Origin of the sequence: Celeribacter halophilus, assembly GCF_018860305.1 — a bacterium.
Lineage (GTDB): Bacteria > Pseudomonadota > Alphaproteobacteria > Rhodobacterales > Rhodobacteraceae > Celeribacter > Celeribacter halophilus_A.
The window spans coordinates 553333-574217 of sequence record NZ_JAHKPE010000031.1 but is presented as its reverse complement, the minus strand read 5'-3'; the positions used below and the strand labels follow the sequence as shown (position 1 = coordinate 574217).

Annotated in this window: 23 protein-coding genes; 8 read left to right on the top strand and 15 right to left on the bottom strand. The window is 60.9% G+C overall.

Annotated features, from left to right (window positions below):
• Positions 1-5: 5 nt before the first annotated feature.
• The 8 genes from KO492_RS14650 to KO492_RS14615 form a co-directional block, all read right to left on the bottom strand.
• Positions 6-929 carry a homoserine O-succinyltransferase gene (locus KO492_RS14650; protein ID WP_216045627.1) on the bottom strand — a complete coding sequence of 308 codons (924 nt, stop codon included), beginning with the start codon at positions 927-929 and terminating at the stop codon, positions 6-8.
• A 32-nt stretch (positions 930-961) separates the two neighbouring features.
• Positions 962-1834, bottom strand: coding sequence for an ATPase (locus tag KO492_RS14645; protein WP_216045626.1), 873 nt, complete (start codon positions 1832-1834; stop codon positions 962-964).
• Between the two features lie 117 nt (positions 1835-1951).
• The gene (locus tag KO492_RS14640; RefSeq protein ID WP_216045625.1) at positions 1952-2869 is read right to left on the bottom strand and encodes a DMT family transporter; all 918 of its coding nucleotides are present in this window, start codon (positions 2867-2869) and stop codon (positions 1952-1954) included.
• 211 nt (positions 2870-3080) lie between these two features.
• Positions 3081-4181: an OmpP1/FadL family transporter gene (locus KO492_RS14635; protein WP_216045624.1), complete on the bottom strand. Its 1101-nt coding sequence runs from the start codon at positions 4179-4181 to the stop codon at positions 3081-3083.
• Positions 4182-4350: 169 nt separating this feature from the next.
• Complete coding sequence (locus KO492_RS14630) at positions 4351-5244, bottom strand: DMT family transporter (RefSeq protein ID WP_216045623.1); 894 nt, start codon at positions 5242-5244, stop codon at positions 4351-4353.
• Positions 5241-5519: a putative quinol monooxygenase gene (locus KO492_RS14625; protein ID WP_231730462.1), complete on the bottom strand. Its 279-nt coding sequence runs from the start codon at positions 5517-5519 to the stop codon at positions 5241-5243. Before KO492_RS14625 ends, KO492_RS14630 begins: the two co-directional genes overlap by 4 nt.
• A gap of 129 nt (positions 5520-5648) precedes the next feature.
• Complete coding sequence (gene guaA, locus KO492_RS14620) at positions 5649-7220, bottom strand: glutamine-hydrolyzing GMP synthase (RefSeq protein ID WP_216045622.1); 1572 nt, start codon at positions 7218-7220, stop codon at positions 5649-5651.
• 199 nt (positions 7221-7419) lie between these two features.
• A complete protein-coding gene (locus KO492_RS14615) occupies positions 7420-7713 on the bottom strand; it encodes a DUF6477 family protein (protein WP_216045621.1) in 294 nt (97 codons plus the stop codon).
• 370 nt (positions 7714-8083) lie between these two features.
• Between KO492_RS14615 and KO492_RS14610 the strand changes: the two genes are divergently transcribed.
• Together KO492_RS14610 and KO492_RS14605 are read left to right on the top strand one after the other, a co-directional pair.
• Positions 8084-9238, top strand: coding sequence for a DUF6456 domain-containing protein (locus KO492_RS14610; RefSeq protein ID WP_252735533.1), 1155 nt, complete (start codon positions 8084-8086; stop codon positions 9236-9238).
• A gap of 72 nt (positions 9239-9310) precedes the next feature.
• Positions 9311-10234 (top strand): hydrogen peroxide-inducible genes activator, encoded by a 924-nt coding sequence (locus KO492_RS14605; protein WP_216045620.1) that lies wholly within the window; start codon positions 9311-9313, stop codon positions 10232-10234.
• A gap of 153 nt (positions 10235-10387) precedes the next feature.
• On the opposite strand, the gene KO492_RS14600 is transcribed toward KO492_RS14605, so the two are convergent.
• Positions 10388-10936, bottom strand: coding sequence for a peroxiredoxin (locus KO492_RS14600; protein ID WP_216045619.1), 549 nt, complete (start codon positions 10934-10936; stop codon positions 10388-10390).
• Between the two features lie 195 nt (positions 10937-11131).
• Between KO492_RS14600 and lipA the strand changes: the two genes are divergently transcribed.
• From lipA to KO492_RS14585, 3 genes are all read left to right on the top strand, one after another.
• The gene (gene lipA, locus KO492_RS14595; protein WP_216045618.1) at positions 11132-12082 is read left to right on the top strand and encodes a lipoyl synthase; all 951 of its coding nucleotides are present in this window, start codon (positions 11132-11134) and stop codon (positions 12080-12082) included.
• Positions 12083-12085: 3 nt separating this feature from the next.
• A complete protein-coding gene (locus KO492_RS14590) occupies positions 12086-13195 on the top strand; it encodes a THUMP domain-containing class I SAM-dependent RNA methyltransferase (protein WP_216045617.1) in 1110 nt (369 codons plus the stop codon).
• Positions 13196-13317: 122 nt separating this feature from the next.
• Positions 13318-14199, top strand: a complete 882-nt coding sequence (locus KO492_RS14585) for a LysR family transcriptional regulator (protein ID WP_216045616.1) — start codon at positions 13318-13320, stop codon at positions 14197-14199.
• A gap of 15 nt (positions 14200-14214) precedes the next feature.
• Here the strand turns inward: KO492_RS14585 and KO492_RS14580 are convergent, their stop codons facing one another.
• Both KO492_RS14580 and hpt read right to left on the bottom strand, forming a co-directional pair.
• Positions 14215-14400, bottom strand: coding sequence for a hypothetical protein (locus KO492_RS14580; protein ID WP_066603817.1), 186 nt, complete (start codon positions 14398-14400; stop codon positions 14215-14217).
• Positions 14397-14963: a hypoxanthine phosphoribosyltransferase gene (hpt, locus tag KO492_RS14575; RefSeq protein WP_216045615.1), complete on the bottom strand. Its 567-nt coding sequence runs from the start codon at positions 14961-14963 to the stop codon at positions 14397-14399. The genes KO492_RS14580 and hpt overlap by 4 nt, the downstream gene beginning before the upstream one ends.
• A gap of 78 nt (positions 14964-15041) precedes the next feature.
• Here hpt and KO492_RS14570 point away from each other — a divergent pair, with 78 nt between their 5' ends.
• Entirely contained in the window at positions 15042-15488 is a 447-nt protein-coding gene (locus KO492_RS14570) for a type II toxin-antitoxin system RatA family toxin (RefSeq protein WP_216045614.1), read from the top strand.
• A 12-nt stretch (positions 15489-15500) separates the two neighbouring features.
• Here KO492_RS14570 and KO492_RS14565 read toward each other — a convergent pair whose 3' ends face one another.
• The 4 genes from KO492_RS14565 to KO492_RS14550 are packed head-to-tail and all read right to left on the bottom strand — an operon-like array spanning position 15501 to position 18530.
• A complete protein-coding gene (locus tag KO492_RS14565; RefSeq protein WP_066603825.1) occupies positions 15501-16250 on the bottom strand; it encodes a sulfite exporter TauE/SafE family protein in 750 nt (249 codons plus the stop codon).
• Positions 16251-16306: 56 nt separating this feature from the next.
• Positions 16307-16801, bottom strand: coding sequence for a CinA family protein (locus KO492_RS14560; protein ID WP_303578318.1), 495 nt, complete (start codon positions 16799-16801; stop codon positions 16307-16309).
• A complete protein-coding gene (locus tag KO492_RS14555; RefSeq protein WP_216045613.1) occupies positions 16798-17295 on the bottom strand; it encodes a phosphatidylglycerophosphatase A family protein in 498 nt (165 codons plus the stop codon). Before KO492_RS14555 ends, KO492_RS14560 begins: the two co-directional genes overlap by 4 nt.
• An 11-nt stretch (positions 17296-17306) precedes the next feature.
• Entirely contained in the window at positions 17307-18530 is a 1224-nt protein-coding gene (locus tag KO492_RS14550; protein ID WP_216045612.1) for a bifunctional 2-C-methyl-D-erythritol 4-phosphate cytidylyltransferase/2-C-methyl-D-erythritol 2,4-cyclodiphosphate synthase, read from the bottom strand.
• A gap of 179 nt (positions 18531-18709) precedes the next feature.
• Between KO492_RS14550 and dusB the strand changes: the two genes are divergently transcribed.
• Both dusB and KO492_RS14540 read left to right on the top strand, forming a co-directional pair.
• Complete coding sequence (gene dusB / locus KO492_RS14545) at positions 18710-19705, top strand: tRNA dihydrouridine synthase DusB (RefSeq protein ID WP_436835702.1); 996 nt, start codon at positions 18710-18712, stop codon at positions 19703-19705.
• Between the two features lie 5 nt (positions 19706-19710).
• Entirely contained in the window at positions 19711-20799 is a 1089-nt protein-coding gene (locus KO492_RS14540) for a two-component system sensor histidine kinase NtrB (RefSeq protein WP_216045938.1), read from the top strand.
• Positions 20800-20885: the final 86 nt, after the last annotated feature.

Here is a 20885-nt window from a genome sequence, read left to right as displayed (position 1 = left end):
CCGGCTCAACTCCCGATCTTGTCCAGATCGTAATAGGTGGTCTGGTAAATTTCGTTGATCCAGTTGCCATACAAAAGATGCGCGTGGGACCGCCAGCGGTTGATCGGGCGCAGCGCCGGATTGTCATCGGGGAAATAGTGTTTCGGCAGGATGATCTCTTTTCCCGCCTCCACATCCCGTTGATATTCCTCAAGCAAGGTGCCCGTGTCATATTCGAAATGGTTGAAGATATAGAGCGCGCGATGCTTGGGGTCCTGCACAAGGCAGGGACCGGTCTCGTCGGAACCCAGAAGCGGAATGAGGTCCGGCACGGCGTCTATCTCGGACTGGCGCATCTCGGTCCAGCGGCTCACAGGGATGTAGCACTGATCGGAGAACCCGCGCAGATAGGGGGAGTTCGGCGCAAGATTGTCCTGCTGGAACAGGCCGAAAGCCTTGTGCTCCAACGGATATTTCTGCACGCCGTGGAAATGGTTGATCATCGCCATGCCGCCCCAGCACACGCCGAAGGTGGAATGCACATGGGTCTGGGTCCATGCGAAGACCTCTTTGAGTTCTTCCCAATAGGTGACCTCGTCGAAGGGCAGATGCTCGATCGGGGCGCCGGTGATGATCAGCCCGTCGAATTTCTCGCCGGAGGCTTTGACCGCGTTAAAGGGGCGGTAGAACTGCTCCATATGTTCGGCGGCGGTGTTCTTTGTCTGGTGCTCGCTCATGCGGATCAGCTGGAAATCGATCTGCAAGGGCGTGGCGCCGATCAGGCGGGCGAACTGGTTCTCCGTCTGGATTTTCTTCGGCATGAGGTTCAAAAGCGCGATCCTCAAAGGCCGGATTTCCTGCGATTTTGCCCGACCTTCGCCCATGACCATGACGCCCTCGGCGGAGAGCACGTCAAAGGCGGGAAGGGTTTCGGGCAAGGTGATGGGCATTTGCAGGGTCCTTTTGGCAGAGGGGGTTTGATTTAGGTCTGTTGCGGGCGTTTATCAAGCGCGGCAGCAATCAGGGCGGAGAAATCCTCGGGGCCTTTGATCTGTTTGACATCCTCGTAGTCCAAGGTGATGCCCCAGTTGCGTGCCATAGCCTCATAGCGCGGCTGGCGATGGTTGAGCGCGCGCGCATAGGTGTAGCGGATGAAATCATCAGGGTTGACCGCATCCTCGGCAACGCCCTTCTCTGCGAGATATTCCTGCCAGATCGCGGCGAGAAACTCCGGCTGGTAGGCCATGGGTTTCGGGGCCTTGTCGAAACGGCGGATCAACTCTTCGGTATGGGCCTCGGTGCCCTTGAGCCACACGAGAAGCGAGTCCTTGGCAAGCGATGTCAGGATCGGGTCGTCGGGATTCTCGGGGTCCACCCATTCACAGATTGAGCCGCCCGTGTCGCAGACAAAATGCGGGTAGCCGTAGAGAGACTGGGCGCGGGTGATGAAGTGCCCCGTGTCCAGAAGTGCGGCAATTTCGGCCTCTTGGAACAGGCTCTGGCGGCGCTGGAATTCGGCAATGGGAATGCCGCCCTGCGCCTCTGCGCCGGGTTTGCCGAGGAAATAGGAGACAGGGGCGAGATTGTCGAAGCTGATGTTCGACTTGATATAGATGCTGTCCGAGAGGAATTGCTCGCGCAGGAACGGTTCGCGCATGGCGACTTTTTTCAGATTGTCATCAATGGCTTCGCCCAGATACCGCGTGCCGATACGGTAGTCGATGGAGTAGTGATACCATGTGCCCGTGTCGCGCAGCATGTTGGAAATGACGGTCTTTCCCAGCCCCGACATGCCGAAAAGAATGAGGCGCTTGTGCGCCGCGCCCTGCCAATCCTTGGCTGTTTCGTATTTCATTGGTCTTGTCCTGTTCATCGGGCCTGCTGGTCGGGCAAAGTGGTGCCACGGCGCGCCGGTTCTCGCAAGCGTTAAAGCCTTTTGCAAAGCTCTACCTTACCGGTTTTCGGGCTAGGCTTATGCGGCGTTCCGGCTCTTCAGGCGGCGCAAAACACGTCCGTCGATGACCAGAAGCCCCAGCGCTATGAGGCCGAAACCGAGATAGGCCTGCGCAGACAGGCTCTCGCCCAGCACAAGCGCGCCCAGTGCGATGGAGACCGGCGCGACGATCAGCGTGGTCAGTGACGTGTTCCCCGCGCCTGCGACTTTGATCACCTTGTAATAGATGATGTAGGTGAGGCTTGTGGACATAACCGCAAGGTATAGTAGCGCGCCGAGGGTTTCCGGTTGGAGCGACACGGGCGGAAGGCCGGAGCCGATCAGCGCCACGGGCAAGGCGAGAAGTGCCGCACCTGTGAGCATCCCCGCGGCGGCCACTTCGGGGCGCAGATCGGAGAGCAGAATCCGCCCGACGGAGTTCGACAGCCCGTAACACATGGTCGCGGCGATCATGGCAAGCTGGCCCAAAGAGGTCAGATTAAAGCTCTTGAGCGCCTCGGGCCCGATCACCGCGATGATGCCCGAAACGCCCAAAGCCACGCCCGTGCCCTTGCGCAATCCGAGTTTTTCATCGGCAAAAACCAGTGCGGCAAAGAGCACGCCGAAGATGGCTGTGGAGGCGTTGAGAATGCCTGCAAGCCCCGAGGGGATGTGGTGTTGTGCCCATGAAATCAATAGGAAAGGCACGGCGGAGGTGATGCTGCCCACAAGGACAAATCGCCAGATATAGCGCGACAGAGGCGGCACGGGCAGCCCTTTGAGCAGGACATAGACCCATAGCACAAGGGCCGCGATGCTGACACGGCCCGCGACGATCCATGTGACCGGAAGCTCGCGGATCAATATGGCAACCGCGAGAAAGGAACAGCCCCAGAGAAAGCCCATAACAAACAGGCCGACCCAAGCGGCGGGGGTGATGGTCTTTTGTGGGGCCATGATGTCGTCCTCCTGCATGTGGCGGCAATCTCTCCCGAACGCGGTGGCGAGGCAAACCGGAATTTGTGCAAAGCCACATCACGGTTCCTGATCTATGGGACGAAATCGCTGTCGGAATGCTGTCGGAAAAGTGTCGGACTTCTGTCGGGCCACATGAAAAAGGCCCCGCGCGAGGGCAGGGCCTTTCGAGATCTGTGTGAAACCTGACGGATCAGAACGTGTGCGACAGTTTCAGGCCGAAGCCGACAGCGGTGTTGTCTTCGAATTCCCCGCCGAGTGAAGTGGTGGCATCGCCAACCCAGACATAGGAGACACCACCGGAAATCGCGGTCTGTTCGGTGACGTTATATTTCAGACCTGCGGTGATGGATTTGTAGCCGTCACGCGGGGACAGATTGCCCGCGGTGTCAGTCGAGCCCAAATAGGACTTTTCATAGCCAACGGAAAGCGAACCGGACCATTTGTCATTAAATCGACGACCGACACCGAGGCTGTAGGAAATCGTGTCGTTATCGTGATCAACAAGATTGTCGCCGACGATCAGCAAGTAATCATCAGGTGCAATTTCGGTTTCGGTCCATTCCGCCCAACGCGCCGAGAACATCAGCAGCGTATCAGCGGCGATTCCGGTCTGGAAATTGAAATTGACAGACTTTGGCATCGTCACGGGCAGGTCAGATGAGTTTGCGCCTAGAGCGGAAACTTCGTCGGCGGTAAAGTCGATGTCGATTTCGGAACTATAGGTCAGGCTTGCACGCAGGGCGATGTCTGGAATTTCATAGGCCGCGCCGACAATATAGCCCCAATCCGTCTCAGAGCTCGTGTTCATTTCATAGAACTTCGTGCCGCTGCTGTAGAGTTCAACCTCCCCCTCGGAGCGCAGAACCCTTGCGCCACCGTAAACCGAGAAATTTTCGTTAAATTTGTAGCGCAGCAACGCTGTGATCGATGAGGTGGTTACTGAGGCATATGAACCTGCAATCGGGTAGGATGCATCCGATCCGTAGTCGATGTCAGCGCCATAAGGCTGGTCGATGATGAGGGCCATCGAGAGTTGGTCTGACAGATCGCGCTTATAGGCACCGGAAATCTGTGTATAGGAGGGGGTCACATCTCCGGATGGTAACTCACCCGCGAGTGGATGATTAAAGGCCCCCGACACATCCGGACTGACCGAGCCAAAGCTCAGTTCGACATAGGTGCCGTCTTCGAACAGTGGTGAAATAGACATGCCGGAGCGATCCATGCCGCCTGCATATGCGCCTGTTGCGCCAACCGCGAGACTCGCGGCCAGTAGTGTTGTGTTTTTCATGATCTCCATCCCTGACGGGCACCGGGCCCGCTTCTCCTAGATCTGTTTATTGTCTTGGTGAGCGAATTTTTGCTCTTATTGTCCAATCAGCCTAAGCTGCGACAAGATTTCAAGCAATTCTGACGCCGCGTCATGGTTGCAAGGAGGAGATCATGGTTTTTCTGCATCACTAGGGGCGTGCGACGCGGGACATGCGGCGATTTTCAGCCAATATGTTGATGTAATTGGCAGAAAAAATAATCGCCGCGCCGAGGAACACCCAGATGTCGAGGCTCTCGCCATAAAAGACCATACCGATGACGGCGATGACCGGAAGGCGCAAAAAGTCGATTGGCGTGACAATCGAGGCGGGCGCGAGCGACAGCGCTGTGGTCAGACAGAAATGCGCGCCAAGCCCTGAAACGGCCACGACCGTCACCCACGGCAGGTCGATCCAGCGCGGCAACACCGCATGTCCGTCCGCCAGCGCGCAGATGAGGCCGAAGCCCAGTTGCAGCGTGACCATCCAGAACATGATGCCGAGGATCGAGACATGGGCGGTCAGGGTCAGCCGCTTGGTGAACAGCGCAGAGGCGGCAAAGCCCAGAGCGCAGAGCATGGCGGCGACCAACCCGACCGAGAGCGCCCCGCCGAAGGGACGCGCGACGATCAGGATGCCGATGAAGCCGAGCGCCGAGGTCATGGCGCGGGTCGGGGTCATTTTCTCGCCCAGAAAGACCGTGGCACCGAGGCCCACGAGGATCGGATAGGAAAACTCCAGCGCGAAGAGTTGCGCCATCGGGATGAGCGTGAGTGCATAGAGCCAGAGGTTTTGACCTGCGAAATGCCCGAGGTTGCGCCCGACATGCAGAGCCATGGCCTTGGGGCGGAACTCTTTGAGGCGGCGCTGGGCAATCCCGATGGCCAGCACGATCAGCAGGCCGATGAACGAGCGGTAGCCGAGGATCTCGAACGTGTCGAGATGATCCGCCAGTTGCCGCCCCGCCACGGCCATAGAGGAAAACCCCAAGAGCGCACCGCTCATCCAGAGCGCGGCTTTGATCGGCTGGCTTTGCGTGCTCATGCAGAACTCTTGCGAAAATCACGGGCCATATGACCGGTTACGCGAAACCAGTCGGAGCTTTGCGTGCGCTCCTGATGGGCCTGAAAGGCGGCCTCGCTGCGGAACACTTCGGTGACGTGGAATTCGGTGGGGCGCACCTCGTCCTGCCACAGGTCGAATTGCAGGCATCCGGGTTCGGCGCGCGACAGGCGGATATGCGTGGGCAATAGCGAAAGCACCCCGTCCACCTCGGACGGCGCACAGGTCATGGTGCCTGTCAGCAGAATTTTACTCACCGGATGCTCCTCCTTCATCGGTTTCTGTGCATAGCGTTTCGGGGCCCGTCTTGGCAAAAGAAAAGGCGATCTCACGGAGGAGACCGCCTTTGCGATTTTGTGGGAGGGACCCCCGCGAGTAGGGAGGGCTTACTCCAACTCGATCGTGCCCGGCGGTTTCGAGGTGCAGTCGTAGAACACGCGGTTCACGCCTTTGACCTCGTTGATGATGCGGGTGGAGGTTTCGCCCAGGAATTCGTGGGTGAACGGGTAGTAATCCGCCGTCATCCCGTCCACGGAGGTCACCGCGCGCAGGGCCACGGCAAAGTCATAGGTCCGCCCGTCGCCCATCACGCCCACGGTGCGCATGGGGAGGATGGCGGCGAAGGCCTGCCAGATTTCATCGTAAAGCCCGTGTTTGCGAATCTGGTCGATATAGACCGCATCCGCCTTGCGCAGGATTTCGAGTTTCTCGCGGGTGATTTCTCCGGGGCAGCGGATGGCCAGACCCGGACCGGGGAAGGGGTGACGCCCGATGAAGCTGGCGGGCAGGCCCAATTCGTGACCAAGCTCGCGCACTTCGTCCTTGAACAATTCGCGCAGCGGTTCGACCAGTTTGAGGCCCATTTTCTCGGGTAGACCGCCGACATTGTGGTGCGATTTGATCGTCACAGAAGGGCCGCCGGAGAAGGAGACCGATTCGATCACATCGGGGTAGAGCGTGCCTTGGGCGAGGAATTCCGCACCTTCGATCTGGTCGGCGTATTTCTGGAATACGTCGATGAACAGTTTGCCGATAATCTTGCGCTTTGTTTCCGGATCGGAAACGCCTTCCAACTCACCGAGGAAGAGATCGCTCTCGTCGGCATGGATCAGGTTCAGATTGTAATTGTCGCGGAACATGGCCACGACCTGCTCGGCCTCGTTGAGGCGCAACAGCCCGTGGTCAACAAAGACACAGGTGAGCTGATCGCCGATGGCTTCGTGCAGCAGGATGCCGGTCACGGAACTGTCCACGCCACCCGACAGCGCACAGATGACTTTCTTGTCGCCCACCTGCTCGCGGATTTTCGCAATCATTTCCTCGCGGTAGGCGCCCATCGTCCAGTCGCCCTTGAAGCCTGCGAGTTTGACGAAATTCTCATAGAGCGTCGCGCCGTTGGGCGTGTGGTGCACTTCGGGGTGGAATTGCACGGCGTAGAAATTGCGTGCCAGATCGGCGGTGATGGCGAAGGGCGCACCCGGAGAGGTGCCGTAGACTTCAAAGCCCGGCGCGATTTCGGCAACGTGGTCGCCGTGGCTCATCCAGACCTGTTCGCGGCCGGTGCCGTCCATGAACCAGCCGTTGAGGAAATCGGCCTGTTTGTCGGTGGGCGTGACGTAGGCGCGCCCGAATTCGGCGGTGGCATGTTCGCCCGCTTCCACGCGGCCGCCCAGATCATGCATCATGACCTGTTGTCCGTAGCAGATGCCAAGGATCGGCACGCCCATCTCATAGGCGGCTTTCGGCGGGCGGGGGCTGCCCTCGCGCATCACCGAGTCGGGGCCGCCGGAAAAGATGATCGCTTTGGGATCAAAGGCTTTCAGGCTGTCGTCGGTGACTTTCTGATAGGGGTGGATTTCGCAATAGACGTTCAACTCGCGCAGACGCCGCGCGATGAGCTGCGTCACCTGAGAGCCGAAGTCGATGATGAGGAGGCGGTCATGGGATGTCTGGGTCATGTTCCAGCGTTTATGCGGGAGTGCGCGTTCAGGCAAGATGGATTCCCACCTCGGAGGGCCGCAAAAGTGCAATAAAAAGGAAAAGCCCCCGTTTGCGGAGGCTTTGGGCAGGGCTGTGTGCCTGTTTGCGCTCTGTTGCGTGGGGAAGCACGGCGGCAGGCGCGGGACCGGCGCGGGGATTTGCGCGACTGTTTCGGGCTCAGGCCGTGCGCTGTTTTGGCGGCAGAAGGCGTGCCTCGCCCATCACGGCGATCAGCAGTTCCACATGGCGTTTGACACTATAGCTGGCATCGCCCGCGCGGCGGGTTTCTTCGAGACGGGCCTCCTCCTCGATCAGCGTGGAGAGGGCGCGTTCCGGTGAAGGCGTGGTCAGGCTGCGCGTCAGCCGTTTGAGATCACGGTTGCGATTGTAGTCATTCAGCCCGAACCGCGCGGCGCGGATCAAAAGGCGGGGGCGGCGCAGGGTGTTCAGCAGTGTCGTGATGTCCGTCATGGCAAGGTCTCCTATTTGGGCCTGATCCGGTCCTGAGGCGCCTGTGTCCCGCGTGGGGATGTGTGGCGCGTTCGGAGCGGTGGGCGTCGTTACAGGATCACTTTTGCACGGCACAAACCCCTGTTGCGTCGCGGCTTTGTCCGGCGCACGGCGGGATGTTTGGTTGTTTATAATTTGGAAACAATAATGACCAAATGATGGCGCGGTTAACGAATGAGTAACCACATCAACTCAAGGTTGTTGCAGGGATTCGCGGTTAAATACGGCAAAAGCCTGCAAAAATCCGGGGGATGAGTGATCTTTTGCGGAAGCTGCCAAATCTTAACCGTGTCCTGAATGGAAACAATGAAGTGAGTGATCCGGGGGAAATATGTTGGAAACGATGAAGGGAACGGGCGGCAGGTCAGAGGCTTTGCCGCGCTGGGTGCCGCAAGAGGCAAAACGCTATCTGGCCCATACCGAATGCGGAGATTCGATCCGTGAACTGGCCCGCAGGGGCGGCTGTGCGCCCTCTACGGTCATGCGACAGGTGCGCAAGCTGGAACAGAAACGCGACGATCCCTTGGTGGACGAGGCGCTGGAGGCATTGCGGGGGCTGGCTCCGGATGACGCCCGCGCCGAACGCTCTTTGAAGCCTGAAAGCGAGGACACGGATATGATGAGCAAGCACACCGATTTTGACATGCCGAATGGACCGGCCCCTGTGGATGACGCCACCATCGCGCGCGAAGCTCGCCGTATCCTGCGCCGCCTGTCGGAGCGGGGGGCCTGTCTCGCCGTGGCCAAGGATATGGAGAAAGCCGTGGTGGTGCGCGATTTGCCGGACGGGCGGACGAGTCGCACGGCGGTGCTGGACCGGTCTGTGGCACAGGCGATGGCGCTCAAGGACTGGATCGCGGCCCATGCCAAGGGCAAGATCACGCGCTATACCATCACAGCGGCGGGGCGGGCGGCGTTGCGGCGTTTTCTGGCCGAAGAGGAAAGCGCGCGGGCCGGATTTGCCGAGGCCCCTGCACGGTTTGGCGATCTGGACCCTGCCTATGATTTTCGCGCCGGACTGTCGCAAAACGCACGCGGGTCAAAGCGCATCCGCTATGCGGCGGCGGAAAGTCCGATTCTGGTGCTGGCGCGGCATCGGGAGAAGGACGGCAAGCCCTTTTTATCCGCAGAACTCGTCGCGGCGGCAGAGCGGCTGCGCGAGGATTTTGAACTGGCGCAACTGGGGAAGGGGGCCGCGCCGGAGTGGGAACACTACCTGACAGGCAAGGCGCAGAAAACGGTTGATGCCGATGTGAACGGCTTCGGACCGGAGGCGGCACGGGCGCGGGTGGCGGCGGTGTTGCTGGACCTCGGGCCGGGGCTTGGCGATGTGGTTTTGCGCTGTTGCTGTTATCTCGACGGGATGGAGCAGGCGGAAAAGCGGCTTGGCTGGTCGGCGCGTTCGGGCAAGATCGTGCTGCGGATCGCCTTGCAACGGCTCAAGACCCATTATGACAGGGCAGGGTATTCGACTCTGATCGGTTGACTGTGTCATTATATGAAGTTGTCGGGTGCGGGCTTTCTGATTAGATAACATGATCGAACAGGAGGCCCGCCGATGCTCACACTCAGACAGATGACCTATTTTGTGGCCTTGGCCGAGCAGCGCAGTTTTTCGGCGGCGGCCGAGGTTGTGCATGTGACCCAACCGGCCTTGTCCCAGCAGATCAAGGAGATGGAAGCCACGCTTGGCACGCGCCTTGTGGAACGTCTGCCCCGTGACATCCGGCTGACGCGGGCGGGGCAGGTGGTGTTGGAACGCTGCCACGAGATTCTCGCCATGACCCGCAATCTGGAGGCGGAAATCCGGCTGTCCAAAGGGCTGACGGGGCGGCTCACGCTGGGGGTGATTCCGACCATTGCGCCCTATCTTCTGCCGCGGGCGCTGACGCGGATCAAATCCGCAGCGATTGATCTCGACATGCGGGTGCGCGAGGCGCAGACGGCGGAGCTTGTGTCCTCGGTGCAAAACGGAAAGCTGGACGCGGCGGTGATTGCTTTGCCTCATGACACCGGCGGGCTGATGGCCCAGCCGCTGTTCACCGATCATTTCCTTTTGGCCGGATCGCAATCGCGGATCGAGGCGCTGACCGCCCAAAGCGCACCGCGCCCGACGGACCTGTCGCCGGATGCGCTGTTGCTCTTGGACGAGGGGCATTGCCTTGCCGATCAGGCGCTGGATGTCTGCGGGCTGAAACGGACGCGGCAGACGGTGGATCTCGGGGCCTCTTCGCTGGCCACGCTGTGCGGGTTGGTGGCGCAGGGATTCGGCCTGACCTTCCTGCCGGAGATTGCGCTGTGTTCGGAGATGGCCGCCAGCCCCGATATGGCCGTGCTGCGATTCCCCGAACCGCAGCCGGAACGCACGGTGGCCTTGGTGCGCCGCCAGTCGACGGAGGTGAAGACGTGGTTCAACGAGCTGGCCGTGCTGCTCACCGAGGCGGGCGAGGAACTGATGGTCGCGGCGCGTGCGCGGGCGTAAGACGCGCGTGGCTGGGGCTGTGACGGGCGGCGCAGCTATGCGTCCTGCGTAGTGCCGGTATGCGGTGGTATTCCGAAATCCTGAAATGCTGCACATGCAAAAGGCCCGCAGGATGTCCCGCGGGCCTTTCACTGTCTCGGATGCAGGCGCGGTTTACGCGACGGCTTCGGCTTCTTCGCCTTTGAGCCACTTCATCACGTTTTCCGGCGAGGACACACCATAGGGATCTTCGGGGTGGTTGTCGCTCAGGCCCGGCTCTTCGAACCATGCTTCGATCACACCGTCCTTGACGACAGCGGCATAGCGCCAGGAACGCAGACCGAAGCCGAGGTTGTCCTTGCGCACCAGCATGCCCATGCGGCGGGTGAATTCGCCGGACCCGTCCGGGATCACCTGAACATTCTCAAGCTCTTGATTCTGCGCCCATTTGTTCATCACAAAGCTGTCGTTCACGGACATGCAGTAGATCGCGTCGATGCCTTGTTCCTTGAATTCCGGAAAGCCTTTTTCAAAGCCCGGAAGCTGGTAGGTGGAGCATGTGGGCGTGAAAGCCCCCGGCAGGGAGAAGAGCACAACGCGTTTGCCCGCGAAGTAGTCGGAGGTGGTTTTGTCTTCCCATTTGAACGGGTTGTCGCCGCCGATGCTTTCGTCGCGCACGCGGGTGTGGAAGGTCACTTCAGGCAGTTTGAAACCGGCTTTCATCATATTGCTCCTTGGATTTCGCCCCCCGAACGGACGGGGGCTTCATTCTGTCCGCGCATCTTCTAGAGCGATTCTAAACAGAGCATCAATGCAGTTGCGGCGAAACAGACGGGCAGGGCGGATTTTGCGGATTTTTCGAGACATTCGCGGGCAGGTTGCCTATATCGTAACCCAGATTTAACAGAAGGCCCCGCCATGCGTGATCTCAAGATCCCCGACCAGCGTCATCCGGAAAAGGCGCATCGTCCCGACAACGCCCAGCCGAAAAAGCCTGACTGGATCAGGGTGAAAGCCCCGACCTCCAAAGGATATATGGACACGCACAAGATCATGCGTGAGCATAATCTGACCACGGTCTGCGAAGAGGCGGGCTGTCCCAATGCGGGCGAATGCTGGTCTCAGGGCCATGCCACCATGATGATTATGGGCGAGATCTGCACCCGTGGCTGCACCTTCTGCAACGTGGCCACAGGGCGGCCGGATACGCTTGATGTGTTCGAACCGGGCCGTGTGGCCGATGCGGTGAAAAAGCTGGGTCTCAAACACGTCGTGATCACTTCGGTGGATCGTGACGATCTCGAAGATGGCGGGGCGGAGCATTTCGCCATGACCATTCGGGCCGTGCGCAAGCGCAGCCCCGAGACCACCATCGAGATTTTGACACCGGATTTCCTGAAATGTGCGCCTTCCGCGCTGGAAACCGTGGTCGAGGCCAAGCCCGATGTGTTCAACCACAACCTTGAAACCGTGCCCGGCCTCTATCACGAGGTGCGCCCCGGTGCGCGCTATTTCCACTCCCTGCGTCTTTTGCAGCGGGTCAAGGAACTGGACCCGACGATGTTCACCAAATCCGGCATCATGGTGGGTCTGGGCGAGAAACGTGCGGAGGTTTTGCAGGTCATGGACGACATGCGCGCCGCCGACATCGATTTCATGACCATCGGGCAGTATTTGCAGCCGACTCCGAAACACCACGCGGTTGCGGAATTCGTGACGCCGGAGCAGTTCAAAAGCTATGAGAAAGCCGCGATCAACAAGGGCTTTCTGATGGTGTCTGCCACGCCGCTGACGCGGTCCTCCTATCATGCGGGCGATGACTTTGCCCGTCTGCGCGAGAACCGGCTGAAGAAACTCGGTCAGGCGTAAGATTTGAAAACCTTCGAGATTTTCCTTGGCACCCAGCCGGGGCTGGAGCCCTATCTTCTGGCCGAGGCTGTGGAGGCGGGCTTTCCCGCGCCGCAGGCCGTGGGCGGGGGTGTGACCTTTGAGGGCACATGGGAAGACGTGTGGCGCGCCAATATCTGTTTGCGCGGTGCCGCACGGGTTCTGGCCCGCATCGGCAATTTCCGTGCGCTGCATCTGGCCCAGCTCGACAAACGCTCGCGGAAGTTTCCGTGGGGCGAGGTGCTGCGCCCTGATGTGCCGTTTCGGGTCGAAGTGGCCACGGGCAAGCGCAACAAGATCTACCATGCGGGCGCGGCCCAAGAGCGGATCGAGCGTGCCATCACCGAAGAACTCGGCGCCCCTGTCGCAGCCGATGCGCCTGTGGTGCTCAAGGTGCGGATCGAGGATGACATGGTGATCCTCTCCGTCGATACCTCCGGCGAGGCGCTGCACAAGCGCGGGTTCAAGGCGGGTGTGGGCAAGGCCCCGATGCGCGAGACCATGGCGGCGTCTTTTCTGCGTGCCTGTGGTTATGAGGGCACCGAACCGGTGCTGGACCCGATGTGCGGTTCCGGCACCTTTGTGATCGAAGCTGCCGAAATGGCGCGCGGGTTGATGCCCGGTCGCGGGCGCAGCTTTGCCTTTGAGCATCTGGTGGGCTTTGACGCGGGTGCTGTGCAAAAAATCAAGGCGCTGGGCCGGTTGCGGAACACGGAGTTGCAGTTCTACGGATCGGACCGCAATGTGAATGTGATCGGCATGGCGGGCGACAATGCCACGCGGGCCGGTGTCGCGGATCTGTGCCACTTTACCCCCACGCCGATTTCGGCCCTTGAGCGCCCCGAGGGGCCAGCGGGTCTGGTGATCGTCAACCCGCCCTATGGGGCGCGGATCGGGAAAAAGCGTGATCTTTTCGCGCTTTACGGCTCATTCGGTGAGGTGATGAAGACGCGGTTTTCCGGCTGGCGTGTGGGCATGATCACCTCTGACCGGCAGTTGGCGCAGGCCACGGGGTTGCCGTGGTTGCCTGTGGCGGCTCCGGTGGCTCATGGCGGGCTGAAGGTTACGCTGTTCCAGACCGCGCCTTTGGGCTGAGCCGGAGCGGCGTTTCGCCATTTGAGGCAAACTGTGCAAAAATACGCGGCCATGTGATCTCCCTCAAAGTCGGGGCACGACCCTCATGTTATATTTGGAATATAGCAATTGAAGGGGGTCAAATGCAGCAGAAACCGAATTGGGATGACTACCGATTTGTGCTGGCCGTTGCGCGGTCGGGGTCCGTGTCAGGAGCTGCACGCGAGTTGGGTGTGAACCATGCCACAGTGCTGCGCCGTGTCGCGGCCATCGAGAAATATCTGAATGTGGAACTGTTCGAGAAATCCGTGCGTGGCTACGAGATTTCCCCCGAAAAGCTGCGCCTGATCGAAGCCGCCCGCGAGGTGGAGGCCGCCGTCGGTGCGGTGGAGCGCATGGCGCAGGCGGGAGAGGCCCCTCTGGCGGGGATCATCCGCGTGACCTCGACGCATACGTTTTGCCATTCGGTCCTGCCCGCCATTCTGTCGCGGCTCACCGCACAGGAGGAGGGGCTGTCCTTCGAGCTTTTGTCGGCCAACGGGTTGATGGACGCCTCGCGGCTTCATGCCGATGTGACCGTGCGCCCGACCTACAAGCTGCCTGATGATCTCCACGGCGATATGGCCGCGCAGATGGGGTTTGACTTCTATGCGCGCGGGGCGGATGTGCCGGAAGATCGCTGGCTCGGTCTGTCAGGGCCGATCGGACGGTCGCATCCGGGGCAGAAACTGCGCGAGGAGCTTGAGCGGCGGCATGTGCGTTTTATGGCGGCCTCGGACAGTTTTCTCACCCTGCGGGCCTTGGCCGAAGAGGGGATGGGGCGGGTGATGCTGCCGAAATTTCTGGGCAATGCCTCTGACAAGCTGGTGAGGGTGACGCCGGTGCTCGATGTGCCGCCCGTGCCGATCTATGTGGCCTCGCATGTCGATCTGGCCGATGCGCCAAGGCTCAGACAGGCCCGCGCGCGGATCGCGATGGCGTTGGAGGCCGAGGAGGCGATGCTCTTGGGTGGTGTGCTGTCGTAATTGGCGCGGGGGGCGTCAGTGCTGGATGCGGATTTTCGTCTGGCGCTCCACCTGCATCCAGTCGGGCAGGCCGATGGTCTTTTCCACCACGACCAAGGCAATGCAGGCGGCGATGATGGCAAAGACGAATTTCACCCGCTTGGCCGAAGGCGGGTTCTGCGCCCAGCGTTTGGCGCGTAGCAGCCAGCGCAACTGGTTCACGCCGCACCCTTTCCTGTCGCGTCTTCGTCGTCAAAGACCACAGAGCCGATGAAGGGCAGATTGCGGTTGGCCTGTGCAAAGTCGATACCGTAACCCACGACAAAGGCATCGGGGATTTCAAAACCGGTCCATGTTGCCTTGAGATCGACCTCGCGGCGCACCGGTTTGTCGAGAAGCGCGATGGTTTCGATCTTGCGCGGGTTGCGAGATTTGAGCAGCTTCATCACGGCGGACAGCGTGTGGCCCGTGTCCACGATATCCTCGACCACCAGAACATCGCGCCCTTCGATGGGGCCGCGCAGGTCCTTGAGGATTTTCACCTCGCGCGAGGATTCGGTGGAGTTGCCGTAGGAGGAGGCTTCCAGAAAATCGACCTCCACATTCATGTCCAGTTCGCGCACCAGATCGGCGATAAAGACGAAAGAGCCGCGCAACAGGCCGACAACCACGAGCTTGTCCGTGTCCTTGTAGGCGTGCCGGATGTCTTTGGCGAGGTCCTCGATCCGGGCGGCAATCGTCTTGGCCGAGATCATGACATCGATATGATAAGGTCTCTGCGTCATGCTGTCCCCTCTTTGCACCCTTGCATTTTCCGTCCTTGCCGTAGATGTATCAGCCCAAGCAAAGACAGACCAGAGATCATGCCGACGCATCAGGAAACAAAACACCTCCCGTTCAGTGCCGATCAAATGTACGCGTTGGTGGCGGATGTCGAGAATTATCCGAAATTCCTTCCGTGGAATGCCGCGGCACGGATTCGGTCGCGCACGGATATGGGCGATCACGAGTTGATGCTCGCCGATCTGGTGATCTCGTTTAAGGTCTTCCGCGAGAAATTCGGCTCAAGGGTCAAGCTCTATCCCGAAGAGCGGCGCATCGACACGGAATATCTCGACGGGCCGTTTCGCTATATGAAAAGCTGGTGGAAATTCACGCCGGCGGAGGATGGCGGCTGTGACATCGAGTTCTTTGTCGATTTCGAATTCAAGAACGCGATCCTGCAAGGTGTGATCGGCATGGTGTTCAACGACGCCATGCAACGCATCGTGCGCGCGTTCGAGCGCCGCGCGCAGGAGCTTTACGGGTAAGGGCGTGATCCCTCACAACAGGCGGATCACGAAAATCACCGTCATCACTACGCCCACGGCGACGATGAATAGTTTGAGCCTCTCGGTGTTTTTGATGCGGCGGGCGAAATGCGCGCCGAAAAGCCCGCCCGCGATCATGGCGAGGGCCAGCACGGCGGCAAAGCGCCAGTCGATGACGCCCGCGACGATATAGGTCACGGCGGAGACCAGAGACAGCAGCACGGAGAGCGCGTTTTTCAACCCGTTCATGGCGTGCAGGTCGGTGAACCCGATCAGCCCCAGAACCGCCAGCAGCATGATCCCCAGCCCGCCGTTGAAATATCCGCCATAGATCGAGACCAGAAGCAGCGCGAGTGCCGCCCCCATCGGACCGAGCATGGCGCGGGAGAACAGGCGTTTGATCAGGCGCGGCCCGCCCGCAAAGAGCAGCGTGGCCAGCGCCATGAGGGCCGGAACAGCGATCAGGAAGGTGTCGTTGGGCGTCACCAGAAGCAACAGTGCGCCCAGCACGCCGCCCAGAGCCGAGAGTGCGATCATCCGGCCTGCGGGCATGTTCTGCGTGGTGTGCAGGTCATGGCGATAGGCCCAGACACTGCCCAGATAGCCGGGCAGGGCGCTCAGTGTGGCGGTGGCATTGGCGGAGACCGCAGGCACGCCCACAAAAATCAGCGCAGGCAGGGTCAGAAACGTCCCGCCGCCTGCCACGGCATTGAGCGCGCCGCCCAGAAGTCCGGCGACGATCACAACGATCAAATCAAACATGGCTCTCCCCCCAGTTTGTGCGGCCTGCTCTCCTGGCGGCCTATGGTGTGTCCGGTTTACAGACCGGCAATTGCGTCCTGTATCATCTCCAGCGCGGTGGTGATGGTGACGCTGCGCACCTTGTCGCGGCCCAAGGCACCGAAGTCACAGGTTTTTACCGTGGTCTCCCGCCCCGTCAGCGCCAGCCCGAAACAGACGCGGCCCTCGGGCTTGTGCTCCGATCCTCCCGGACCTGCGATGCCTGTGACGGACACGGCCACGCCCGCCGCAGAGCGGGCCAGTGCACCCTCGGCCATTTCGCGGGCCACCTGTTCGGAGACCGCGCCGAATTCCGTGAGCGTGGCGGGCGAGACGCCCAGCATCTCGTGTTTGGCGGCGTTGGAATAGGTGATGAAGCCGCGATCCACCACATCGGAGGAACCGGCGACTTCGGTGAGGCTGCCGATGATCATGCCGCCGGTGCAGCTTTCGGCGGTGGCGATCAGGATGCCCTTGGCGCGTGCGGCGGCGAGGGTGGCTTCGGCCAGATCATAGGGGATGGCGGTGCTCACCGGATCACCCCGTGATACAGCCCCGCCATGACCACCACGACGAGCGCGGCAAAGACGCCTGCGATCACGTCGTCGAGCATCACGCCCAAAGCATCCCCGCGCCGGTCGGCCCAGCCGACAGGGCCGGGTTTCCAGATGTCGAAGAGGCGGAAGGCGAGAAAGGCGGTGGGCCATGCAGGCCACAAGGCGGTGGAGGGGGCCCCTGCCATCGCCGAGCCGATGGAGACCGGAATAAGCGCGATCCACATGCCGACCAGTTCGTCGATGACGATTTCGGACGGGTCGTGATTGTCGGAGCCGCGGGTCATTTCACCGGTGGCCCAAAGCCCCGCGATAAAGGCCACAACCGTGCCGACCAGCACACCGGCCACTCCGAGCGTTTCATGCAGAATCCAGAACAGAGGCACGGCGGCGGCAGAGCCCCATGTCCCCGGTCCGGGTTTCATATATCCGGTCCGCGCCATCGTCGCGATAATTTCGGCAAAGGGATTCATCTCTTCTCTCCTTATGGACGGATCAGGGCCGCCGTGGCCAGCGCGGCGATGCCCTCTTCGCGGCCTGTAAAGCCCAGACGTTCGGAGGTTGTGGCCTTGACCGACACTTTCTCTACATCAACGCCCATGATCTCCGCCAGTGCCGCGCGCATCGAGGTGGCATGTGGTCCCACCTTGGGCTGTTCGCAGACCAGAGTCACATCGCAATTCATCAGCGCGTAGCCCATTTCGCGGGCCAGAGTGATGGCGTGGCGCAAAAAGATATGGCTTTCGGCGCCTTTCCATTGCGGGTCGGAGGGGGGGAAATGCTGGCCGATGTCGCCACGCGCCAGAGCGCCGTAAATCGCATCGGTCAGAGCGTGCATCCCCACATCGGCGTCGGAATGGCCCTGAAGGCTGCGCCCGTGGGGGATTTTGACGCCGCAGAGCCAGACATGGTCGCCGGTGCCGAAACGGTGCACGTCGTAGCCGTTGCCCAAGCGTATATCCATCAATGTGTTCTCCTGTCCTTGAGGCGCTGCCGCCTCCGCCTGCCGGAGCCGCAAAAGCGTTTCTGCGCGGGCGAAATCCTCGGGGTGGGTGATTTTGAAATTCTCTTCGGACCCTTTGGTGATGCAGACCTTGAGACCTGCGGCGCGGGCCACTTCGACATCATCTGCCGCGTCCCCGTCAAAGCCACGGTGCGCGGTCAGTATCGCATCAAAGGCAAAGCCCTGCGGCGTCTGTGCGCGATAGAGACCGCTGCGGTCCTGTGTGCCGTGGACATAGGCGGGGGAGGCGGTGTCTTGCGTGGAGCCATTCTGCGCCGGACCACCACGCCAGAGCGCATCCGTGACGGGCAGGGCGGGGGCGGCGGCCTTGTGGCTGTCCAGCGCGTCCTGAACCGAGCGGATCACAGAGGCGGGCACCAGTGCACGCGCCGCGTCATGGATCAGAACCCTGTCGATCCCGCGCCCGTCGAGCGCCTCAAGCCCCGCACGGACCGAATCCGCCCGTGTCAGCCCGCCGGAGACAAGCGTCACATCTTCCAGCGTTTGCGCCAGCGCGAGGTCATCGGGGTGATGCACCACAACGATCTGCGCCACATGCGGGCGAAATGCCGCAATCGCATGGTCGATCACACGCAGGTGCCCCCCCGAAGCGCGTGCTCCGAGCGGGTGCCATTGCTTCGGCACAGGCCCGCCTGCGCGGGTGCCGCGACCTGCGGCGACGATGACGGCTGCAATCTGTGTCATGTCACTTGGGATAATCGGTGGGGCGCAGGCTTGCAATGCGCTGTTTTTCACCGGTCAAATGATGAAATTTTGTGCACAGGGTAGGTTTCGCCGCATTTTTGAACGAGAACATGGCTCCGCCCTTTGCGACTCGTTGCCATGAGGGCTACCTCTATTCGAAATGCTCAAGGATTAATCGCTTGCCCGTTCGTTTGGCGAAACTCGCACTGGACCCCCCCGTGTTTCTGGCCCCTATGGCGGGGATCACGGATTTACCCTTTCGTAATCTTGTGGCCTCTTTCGGGGCCGGTCTGGTTGTATCCGAGATGGTCGCCTCCCATGACATGCTCAACGCCCGCCCCGGATCGCGGGAGAAGGCGGAGCTGGGTTTCGGGGTGGAGAACACCGCCGTGCAACTGGCCGGACGCGAGGCGGAGCCGATGGCGCTGGCCGCGAAAATGGCCGAGGACAATGGCGCACAGATCATTGACATCAACATGGGCTGCCCCGCGAAAAAGGTGGTCTCCGGCTATTCCGGCTCGGCGCTGATGCGTGATCTGGACCATGCCCTGACGCTGATCGAGGCGGTGGTGGGCGCGGTCTCTGTGCCGGTGACGCTGAAAACGCGGCTGGGCTGGGATGATGCGCTTTTGAACGCGCCGGAGCTGGCCCGACGTGCCGAAGCGGCGGGCATCCGGATGATCACCATTCATGGCCGCACCCGTTGCCAGTTCTACAAGGGCAGCGCCGATTGGGCGGCGATCCGTGCGGTGAAAGACAGCGTGACGATCCCCGTGATTGCCAATGGCGACATCACCTCTGCGGATGCGGCGCGTCTGGCGCTGGCGCAGTCCGGCGCGGACGGGGTGATGATCGGACGCGGTGCGCAGGGCCGGCCGTGGATTTTGGCGGAAGTGGCGGCGAACCTGACCGGACAGCCCAAACCCGACCGTCCCGAAGGGCGCGCTTTTGCCGATATGGTCGGCGGGCATTACGAGGCGGGGCTGGGCTTTTACGGCAGCGATCTTGGCGGGCGCGTGATGCGCAAGCACCTCGGATGGTACATGGATGAAATCGGCACACCCGCAGAGTTGCGCCGTCGGGTTCTGACAGAGAAAACACCGCAAAAGGTGCTGTCCTTGCTGCCGGATGCCATGTCGGGAAATTTCACGGATACAGAGGGATATGCCGCATGACGGAGATGACGGATTCGCGTTTTGATATGCTTTGGCCCTCCTTGCCGATGCCCGCGATCATGGTGGACGCGGAGAATCTGATCAATGAGGTGAACTCTTCGGCAGAGCTGTTTCTCAACGCCTCCGCGCGCTCCCTTGCCGGCGCGCCCGTGTTTGACCGGCTGGCCATTGATGCCCCGCTGGAAGAGGCCTTCGGGCGGGTGCGGCGGGACAGTTCGCCGATGTTCATCAACAATGTCGATGTCTCCGGCGGTAATGCAGCCCCTGTGCAATGCAATATCCAGATCGCACCGCTGCAAGGCATGGAGGACTGGCTCATCCTGATGATGGAGCCGCGCCAGATTGCCGACCGGCTCGGGCGTTCACATCAGGTGAAGACCTCAGCGCGCTCGGCCATCGGCATGGCGGAAATGCTGGCCCACGAAATCAAGAACCCGCTGGCGGGGATCACGGGGGCGGCACAGCTTTTGTCGATGAACCTGTCGCCGGAAGATCTGGAACTGACCGATCTGATCGTGGCCGAAAGCCGCCGGATCGTGGCGTTGCTGGAGCAGGTCGAGCAATTCGGCAATCTGCGCCCGCCTGCGAAACGGGCGATCAACATTCACGACCTTCTGGACCGTGCCCGCAAATCCGCCGAACTGTCTTACGGCGCGAATATGAAATTCATCGAGGAATTCGACCCCTCGCTGCCACCGACCTTTGTCGATGGCGACCAGATTTTGCAGGTGTTTCTGAACCTGATCAAGAATGCCTCCGAAGCGGCGGGCAAAGAAGGCGGGGTGATCCGTCTGCGCACCTTCTACGACCTGTCGCTGCGGCTGCGGCGCAAGGACGGAACAGGTGCTGCGCTGCCCTTGCAGGTGGAGATTGTCGATGATGGTCCCGGCCTTCCGGCAGAGATTGCCGCGGATGTGTTCGAACCCTTCGTTTCGGGACGCGAGAACGGCACCGGACTGGGGCTGGCGCTGGTGTCCAAGATCATTTCGGATCACGAGGGCTGGATTTCGGTCGACTCGACGCCGGGTAAAACCGTGTTCCGCCTGTCGCTTCCGGTCGCACCTCGGGACGTTGTGGCGGCGGACGAGGGCTGATGCGTTATAAAACTGTAAAGAACCCCGAAGAAAAGGGGATGCGTGACAGGTTCGGGATGTTCCCTGATCCGGCGCGCAACTGACAA

Coding starts and splice junctions, on each gene's coding strand:
- KO492_RS14650 (WP_216045627.1), bottom strand. CDS start 929: ATGCCCATCACCTTGCCCGAAACCCTTCCCGCCTTTGACGTGCTCTCC.
- KO492_RS14645 (WP_216045626.1), bottom strand. CDS start 1,834: ATGAAATACGAAACAGCCAAGGATTGGCAGGGCGCGGCGCACAAGCGC.
- KO492_RS14640 (WP_216045625.1), bottom strand. CDS start 2,869: ATGGCCCCACAAAAGACCATCACCCCCGCCGCTTGGGTCGGCCTGTTT.
- KO492_RS14635 (WP_216045624.1), bottom strand. CDS start 4,181: ATGAAAAACACAACACTACTGGCCGCGAGTCTCGCGGTTGGCGCAACA.
- KO492_RS14630 (WP_216045623.1), bottom strand. CDS start 5,244: ATGAGCACGCAAAGCCAGCCGATCAAAGCCGCGCTCTGGATGAGCGGT.
- guaA (WP_216045622.1), bottom strand. CDS start 7,220: ATGACCCAGACATCCCATGACCGCCTCCTCATCATCGACTTCGGCTCT.
- KO492_RS14615 (WP_216045621.1), bottom strand. CDS start 7,713: ATGACGGACATCACGACACTGCTGAACACCCTGCGCCGCCCCCGCCTT.
- KO492_RS14610 (WP_252735533.1), top strand. CDS start 8,084: ATGTTGGAAACGATGAAGGGAACGGGCGGCAGGTCAGAGGCTTTGCCG.
- KO492_RS14605 (WP_216045620.1), top strand. CDS start 9,311: ATGCTCACACTCAGACAGATGACCTATTTTGTGGCCTTGGCCGAGCAG.
- KO492_RS14600 (WP_216045619.1), bottom strand. CDS start 10,936: ATGAAAGCCGGTTTCAAACTGCCTGAAGTGACCTTCCACACCCGCGTG.
- lipA (WP_216045618.1), top strand. CDS start 11,132: ATGCGTGATCTCAAGATCCCCGACCAGCGTCATCCGGAAAAGGCGCAT.
- KO492_RS14585 (WP_216045616.1), top strand. CDS start 13,318: ATGCAGCAGAAACCGAATTGGGATGACTACCGATTTGTGCTGGCCGTT.
- hpt (WP_216045615.1), bottom strand. CDS start 14,963: ATGACGCAGAGACCTTATCATATCGATGTCATGATCTCGGCCAAGACG.
- KO492_RS14570 (WP_216045614.1), top strand. CDS start 15,042: ATGCCGACGCATCAGGAAACAAAACACCTCCCGTTCAGTGCCGATCAA.
- KO492_RS14565 (WP_066603825.1), bottom strand. CDS start 16,250: ATGTTTGATTTGATCGTTGTGATCGTCGCCGGACTTCTGGGCGGCGCG.
- KO492_RS14555 (WP_216045613.1), bottom strand. CDS start 17,295: ATGAATCCCTTTGCCGAAATTATCGCGACGATGGCGCGGACCGGATAT.
- KO492_RS14550 (WP_216045612.1), bottom strand. CDS start 18,530: ATGACACAGATTGCAGCCGTCATCGTCGCCGCAGGTCGCGGCACCCGC.
- KO492_RS14540 (WP_216045938.1), top strand. CDS start 19,711: ATGACGGATTCGCGTTTTGATATGCTTTGGCCCTCCTTGCCGATGCCC.